The following is a 6,742-nucleotide window of genomic DNA, read 5'->3' as shown; positions in this document are numbered from 1 at the left end:
CCCCGCCCCCGCCATCGCACGCGCAGGCACCCGCACACCCGCGGCGGGAAACACCCGCATCGCCGCAAATGGCGTCAGCGGCAAGGGCAAGGCCGTGAACGACAACCGGCCGGCGGGACTGACCGCGCGGTTCAACACCGCCGCACGCACCACAGCGCCGCGCCGATCAGTACGCGCGGATGGCGCGGTTCCCACGCGTTCAAACGGCGTCAGAGCAGCAGCGACGGGATCAAGAATTGCCATTGTAATGTCGTCCAGCCGTGTGGCTGGGGGTGTTGGAACTCAGCCACGCGCGGCAATTCAAGCATTGCCTGGTGGAAGGGCGGCCCTTCAGCGTTTGCAAAGCAGAGCCAACGCCAAGCGTGACTTGACTGGCAACTCTAATTCAACGGCATTCGTTTCAAGATTGGCATTCGCAAGGCAAATCATCGCCAGAGAGTGGAAGACGACTCATCGACCCGACTCTGTTTTGGTCAACGTCCCTTCTGCCAAGGCGGAGGTGGCAATGGCGCGTTCCAGAAACGGCGTTGTCACGATCACAGACATCAAAAGAGGTCAACTTCCACATGGAACCGCAGGGCTGATGATTTCGAAGGTGATGCGTGAGAATGGTGTCACCCGCCCAAAAGAAATAGTTTTTCAGAATGTCAAAGAAGTAAGATCCAAAAGAGATTATGACCTTGGCAAATCACCAAATAATACCGTCTTGGCGCGCGCCGCCAAGCTCGCCCTGAAAGATATGGGGCTTAAGCCTGGCAAGGTTTCTTGGGAAAAGGACAACCACGGAAACTTGCAGATAAAAATGTTAGTTAGGTGAAACTAGAAAGTTGGGTCGCAGCATGATTAAAAACCCAAGTTTCGAAGAAGAAAATTCGAATAATTCCGGCGGTCTTTTGGGCTGTCTTCCCATTTTGCGTTACTTCTTCTCTCTGAAAAGCTCCAAATTTAGATGCGATCAACTCCCCAAAATACCAACCTCTTCATCCCGTTCTTTGTTGCTCTTAATTAGCAGTTTTATATCAATTGCAATTTTAACCGAAGGCAAGGCTCTGGCGCAAAGTGTGCTTGATTCGATAGAGGAATGCGACATCCTCGCCGCCCATCCCGACGATCCCCAGCGGATGGCCGATGGCATCGCCGACGACCAGATCGTTCCGCGCCTGGCCATTCTGGCCTGCGAGGATGCCATCGACTTCGACTCCGAAGAACCGCGTTTCGCCTTCCAGCTGGGCCGCGCCCTGCTGGCCGTCGGGCAGCAGGACGAAGCCTTTGCGCTGTTCCAAACCGCCTCCGGCACCGATTATGCCGCCGCCTGGGCCTATCTGGGCGATGCCCATCAATTCGGGCTGGGCACGCCGGTGGACGGGCAGCAGGCCTATCAGGCCTATCAAAAGGCGCTCGATCTCGGCTTTCTCGCCGCCGAGGGCCAGATCGCACAGCTGACCTTTGACGGGGCGCTTTATGCCCGGCCCTTCGTGCAGCTTTTCTTCGAAGGCCAATACCCCCGGATCACCGGCGCCGTGGCCGATCCCGCCGCCGGCGCGCCCAGCCGCAACTATGTCTTCAGCCTGGTGCAGACCCTGCTTTTGGAATGTGAACCCTTCCTGCAGCCGGGCAATGTGCCGGCGCTTTACGGCTTTCGCTATCCGGCGAACTGGACCCCCTCCGACGATGAACCGATCGAGATCGCCATCGAAACCTCGGTTGCCGAATACGATGCCGCCGTCTTTCTCCGGCGGCACGGCTGCAGCGGCCTGATCGCGCAGCATATGTTCGACAGCTTCAACCGTTACCTCGCCCAGGGCAGTTGGGAGGACTGACCGATGCCTGTAACCCACAGCCGACTAGCCTGGCCCGCTACCGCGCTTGGCCTGGCCCTCTGCGCCGCCCCGGCGCAGGCCGACCGCCAGATCGCCAGCTTCGAGGGGATCGCGATTGCCACGGCCGAGGATTTCACCTGTGGCGAACGTATCCATCTGCGACTGACCGCCCCGGATCCCGCCAGTTTCGGCGATAGCGCAAAACTGGCGCGGCTGGCAGGCACCTTGCAGGCCTTCCTGGGCTTTGAATGTCCCGAGGCCAAGGATGTCATGCTCAAGGGGTTTGACGGCGAACAGCTGGTCTATCAGGGCGTCGTCTCCGCGCGCAGCAACTGGGCGGTGATGACCATGCTGGCGCCACCCGCGCCCGAACCGCCAAGCGCGCCCGAACCGCCCACCGCGATGCCGAACCTCGCCGACCGCAAAACCGACACGGCCGGCAAATCCGGGTTCCTGCCGCAATTGCCCGAGGCCACTGCACAACGCACCGAACCCGCCCCCAGCGCCGCCCCCGAACCCCGCCGCCCTGCGGCACAACGCGCGGCGGCTGACGCTCTGCCCGAGGTCGCGCTCAGCACCGCGGGGTTCGATCCCGGCATTTTCGCGCGCCCGCGGCAGATGCAGGCGCTGTATCGCGGCGACTTCGATTACCTCGACTCGGATGACGGGTTTCTTGTGTTCTACCTGTTGAAAATGAACGAACATTTTTCCAACCCGGTGAACTTCTACTCCAACAGCTGCGCCGCCTTTGCCAACCCCGATCTGGGGCCGCAGGTGACGCGCGAGATCATGAGAAATATGTTCGATCCCGGCGGCGGGGCAAGCAAACAGGCGCTGGATATCCTGGCCCAAGGGTTCAAGGACCTCGCCACCAATCCCGGCGCCCTGTTTGACAATGTGTCGGCCCGCGAGGCCGCCCAGAACGCCGGCGAAAAAGACGGGGTGCGCCTGTCGCAGATGAAGGATGGCTGCGACAACCCGATCGTCAAGGCGATCTATCAGAACCTGCAAAACTACCTGCTGGGCGATGGCCCGGCCCATGCGATGGGCTGGCCCGGATTGCGGATGCGCTGTGCGGCCCAGGCCGCGCGCAGCGGCGGGTCGTATCGTGCCGCAACCGCAAAATGCCGGTGCATCGAAGGGCAACTGAAATCGGCGGGCCTGAACGAGGAAAACGCCGAGTGGCTGGCACGCGATTACGGCTTCAATCACCTGCAGAATTTCGAACTGGTCTTCGCCAAACACCCGGCATCGCGGAAATCGGTTGGGCTGTGCCTGCTAACCCGGTGAGAGGAGAACAGCCATGCGGCTTAACTGGTGCAGAACGCGCGCGGCGCTGGTGATCGCGGCCCTGGCCTGCGGGCCGGCCCAGGCGCAAAGCGTCGCCACCGACAAGCCGGTCTATCAGCCGAACGAGACCATCACCGTGACCTTCGCCAATGCCCCCGGTCACAACAACGATTACGTCACGCTTGCGCCGCTGGGTGCCCCGGCGACGATCAATATCGGCGGCCAGTTCTTGCGCGGCGAAACCCGCGGATCGCGCGCCATTCGCGGCCAGCCGGGCGGCGTGTTCGAGGCGCGGCTGATCTCGGGCCAGACCGCCCAGGTGCTGGCCGCGCAGAAATTCGCCGTCGGGCGCACCTGTCTGCAGGACGCCGTCGCGCAGTCGCAGGTCTGCGACCTGTCCATCAGCGTGGAAAAACCGGAATTTGCCCTGGGCGAGCCCATCGGCGTCGCCTTCCAGGGGCTGCCCGGCCAAACCGGGAACGAGGTGCTGGTGCTGGCCCCGGCCAACGCCCCGGACGGCAAATATGCCGAGGCACACCGCGCCGCGCGGAAGATGTACGGCCAGCATTACTTCAAGGGCCAGCCGGCGGGCGATTACGAGATACGGCTGCATCTGAACGGCAATCCAACACCCCACCTGCGGGTGCCGTTCCGGGTCAGCGCCGCCGCCGCGGTGCAAACCGACCGCGCCGCCGCGGCCCCGCCCGCATCCGCTGCCGCGCCGCCCTCTCCCGGCAAAACCCCGGTTGCCTCGCTGCCCCAGCCGGGACTGGCCGGACACTGGATCGGCTATGTGCAATGCGAACGGAAAAACCGGCGCGCGCAGGGCACCGGGGCCGATGCCCGGCTGGTGTTCACCCTCGGCGGCGCGGGATCGCCCGGCACCGATCTGTTCGTGCTGATACCGGGGCAGGATGGGCTGGCCCTGCGCATGTCGGAAACCATCGATCCCTCGGGCGCGACGCTGTCGCTGGACCCTCAGGCCTGGATCTACCCACCGCGCGCCAATACCGCGCCTGTCGCGCTGCGCGCCACGCTGGATCCGAACGGCCTGATCCTGACCGGCAGCCTCAGCAATCTGCCGGGCTGCCCCAGCTTTACCGCCTACAAGCACAACCGGGACAACCGGCCGCGCGCCGGCGGCGTGTTGGCCCTGGTGGCGCAATACGGCAATGCCGCGACCAATACCGAGAATTGCACCAATTTCCTGCGCTTCACCTCGCATGACGCGGTGGCGCAATCCAGCGGCGTGGACATCCCCGAAGTCGTGGTGGATGGCGACCTGTTCTACACCATGGTCGGGGTGCCCTATGAAGGCTGGCAGCGCGACGACCGCTCGGTCTTCGAGCGGTTCTGGAGCATGTGCGTCAGGGAGATCGGCAAGGACCGGACCGGCATCCAGGCGCAGCTGCTGCTGCAAGCCGCCCAGACCCAGCGGGCGCTGCAAACCTTCCTGATCTATACCCAGCCGGCGTCGGCGGCACAGGGGCGCGACCAGCGGTCGCATATCGGGTTTCTTGGCAATTATGCCGCGCTGACCGGCCTCAGGATCTCCCGGCTCTACGCCGATCTTGAAACCCGCACCGCCCAGGCGATGGAGGCCACGCGCAGCAACCTGGCCAGCGTGCTGAACAGCATCGAGGTGATCGGCGGGCGCCAGGGCCCCTATATCGCCCTGCCGGACCGGGACCGCGACAGCTTTGTCGCCCTGCTGCGGCAGGAACGCGCCCGCCTCAGCGGCACCCTGGCGGATGCCGAATTTGCCGCCTTCGACATCGCCAGATACAGCCGCGATCTTGACGGGTTGATCGAGGCGCGCGGCGTCGAAGCCGCAATTGTCGCCGATATCGAAGGCTTCGCCCTGCCCGCCCAGACCGAGGATATTCGCCGCAGGTTCGTCGACACCTTTGCCGACCTCTCGGCCACCGTGACCGGCCAGCTGATCGCGGCAATCCCCGCCCCCGCGCCCCAGCCACAGGCCCTGATCGAAGGTCGGACCCACACCGCCCAGGCCGAACGCCACGCCATCCCCCACCTGGCAAAGGTGGATCAGACCCAATTTCGAACCGCGCTGGCACGCCGGAACAGTGAAACCGCGGCGCAGATCGCGCCGGGCTTCCCGGACTGGCTGATGGCGCATATCTCTCCGGACGAGCAGGGGCGCCAGGCGATCGAGGCGCTAGCGCAGGATATGCTGGGCACGCCGCTGCACGAGCTGGGCGCGTTCAGTGGCGATGCCGCCTATCGCACGCTCGCCCGCGCCATCCTGAGCCGCGAGGAACGCCTGCATTTCGAACTCTGTGCGCTGCCGCCCGGCTTCGAAGAGCTTGCGGAACTGCTCTGCGCCGAGTCAGCCGTCATCGCCATGTTCGACGGCTGAGACCGGCCTCAGATCACGCCGGAAGCCGCCCGGAATTGAGCCGAGCGCGACCCCTGCCGCACAACGCGGGTCCTCTCGGCGGCAGTCATGCCACCGCTTCCTCGCCTTGACGGGGCGATATCACGCCGCCCAGACCCGCTTGCACAGCCAATCCACCGTGGCATGCAGGGCCAGCGTCAGCACCGCCAGCACGATCAGGGCGGCGAACATCAGGTCGATCTTTGCCCGCCCGTTGGCCAGCAGCATCAAATAGCCAAGCCCCTGCGAAGCGCCGACCCATTCGCCGATGATGGCGCCGATCGGGGCATAAACCGAGGCCAGCCGCAGGCCCGAGGCAAACCCCGGCATCGCGGCGGGCACCTTGATGCGCCACAACACCCGGCCCGGCGTGGCATTCAGCACCCGCGCCAGTTCCAGCCAGCCGGGCGGCGTGCGCATCAGCGCGTCCAGAAAGGCCGAGGTCACCGGAAAATAGATGATCAGCAAGGCCATGGCGACCTTGGACCACAGCCCGTAGCCCATCCAAAGCGTCAGGATCGGCGCCAGGGCAAACACCGGCACCGCCTGGCTGAACACCAGCACCGGCCGCAGGATCGTTCGGGCCAGCGGCGACGCCGCCAGCAGGATCGCCGAGCCAAAGCCAAGCCCGGCGCCAAACGCCAGGCCCAGCAGGATCTCCGCGCTGGTCACCAATGTGTGTTCCGCAATCAAAACCCGGCTGGTCCACAGGGTGCTCAGCACCAGTTGCGGCCCCGGCAGGATGAACCGGGGCAGATCGAACAGCGTGACCAGCGCCTGCCAGATCAGCAGGCCGCCCAGCGTGATCGCCGCGATGCGCAAAAACGGCCTCATCGCGCGGACAGCAGCCGCCGCATCAGGCGGCCCTGATACTCCAGCGTCTCCGGCGCGTCCGGGGCCCGCGGGATCGGCGTCTGCGGCGGTGCAATCGACAGGATGCCCTCGGCCGTCATCAACAACACGGTCTGCCCCAGCCGCGCCGCCTCGGCGGCATCATGGGTGACATGCAGAACCGTGCGCCCGGCCAGATGCTCGGCGGCAAGATCCTGCATCAGCGACCGCGAGCGGGCGTCAAGCGCCGAAAATGGCTCGTCCAGCAACACCACCGGCCGATCCTCCAGCAATGTCCGCGCCAGCGCCACGCGCTGCCGTTGGCCCCCGGACAGCGCATGTGGCCGCTTGTCGGCGTGATCGGCCAGCCCGACCCGCCCCAGCACCCAGCGCGCGCGCTCGG

The 6,742-nt window shown here is 64.9% G+C and carries 6 protein-coding genes; 4 read left to right on the top strand and 2 right to left on the bottom strand.

All coding sequences use genetic code 11. The features are described 5' to 3' along the window. The 4 genes from CVM52_RS26720 to CVM52_RS22280 form a co-directional block, all read left to right on the top strand. A partial coding sequence (locus tag CVM52_RS26720; protein WP_205965007.1) for a hypothetical protein occupies positions 1–817 on the top strand: 817 nt, incomplete at its 5' end. 244 nt (positions 818–1,061) lie between these two features. Next, positions 1,062–1,820: a tetratricopeptide repeat protein gene (locus tag CVM52_RS22290; protein ID WP_100164576.1), complete on the top strand. Its 759-nt coding sequence runs from the start codon at positions 1,062–1,064 to the stop codon at positions 1,818–1,820. 3 nt (positions 1,821–1,823) lie between these two features. Further along, positions 1,824–3,110, top strand: a complete 1,287-nt coding sequence (locus CVM52_RS22285) for a hypothetical protein (protein WP_100164575.1) — start codon at positions 1,824–1,826, stop codon at positions 3,108–3,110. A gap of 13 nt (positions 3,111–3,123) precedes the next feature. Further along, positions 3,124–5,490, top strand: coding sequence for a hypothetical protein (locus CVM52_RS22280; protein ID WP_133119938.1), 2,367 nt, complete (start codon positions 3,124–3,126; stop codon positions 5,488–5,490). Between the two features lie 120 nt (positions 5,491–5,610). On the opposite strand, the gene CVM52_RS22275 is transcribed toward CVM52_RS22280, so the two are convergent. Both CVM52_RS22275 and CVM52_RS22270 read right to left on the bottom strand, forming a co-directional pair. Continuing rightward, positions 5,611–6,342 (bottom strand): ABC transporter permease, encoded by a 732-nt coding sequence (locus CVM52_RS22275; protein ID WP_100164573.1) that lies wholly within the window; start codon positions 6,340–6,342, stop codon positions 5,611–5,613. Next, positions 6,339–6,742 (bottom strand): ATP-binding cassette domain-containing protein (locus CVM52_RS22270; protein WP_133119937.1); only part of this gene is annotated, 404 nt, incomplete at its 5' end. The genes CVM52_RS22275 and CVM52_RS22270, both read right to left, overlap by 4 nt.

It is taken from the genome of Pseudooceanicola lipolyticus (genome assembly GCF_002786325.1).
In the GTDB taxonomy this organism is placed as follows: domain Bacteria; phylum Pseudomonadota; class Alphaproteobacteria; order Rhodobacterales; family Rhodobacteraceae; genus Pseudooceanicola_C; species Pseudooceanicola_C lipolyticus.
The sequence above is the reverse complement of the archived record's forward strand: the minus strand, read 5'-3'. Positions and strand labels throughout refer to the sequence as shown.

Bases quoted from the DNA above. Each gene is read 5' to 3' on its own strand.
- CVM52_RS22285 (WP_100164575.1), top strand. From the start codon at position 1,824: ATGCCTGTAACCCACAGCCGACTAGCCTGGCCCGCTACCGCGCTTGGC.
- CVM52_RS22280 (WP_133119938.1), top strand. From the start codon at position 3,124: ATGCGGCTTAACTGGTGCAGAACGCGCGCGGCGCTGGTGATCGCGGCC.
- CVM52_RS22275 (WP_100164573.1), bottom strand. From the start codon at position 6,342: ATGAGGCCGTTTTTGCGCATCGCGGCGATCACGCTGGGCGGCCTGCTG.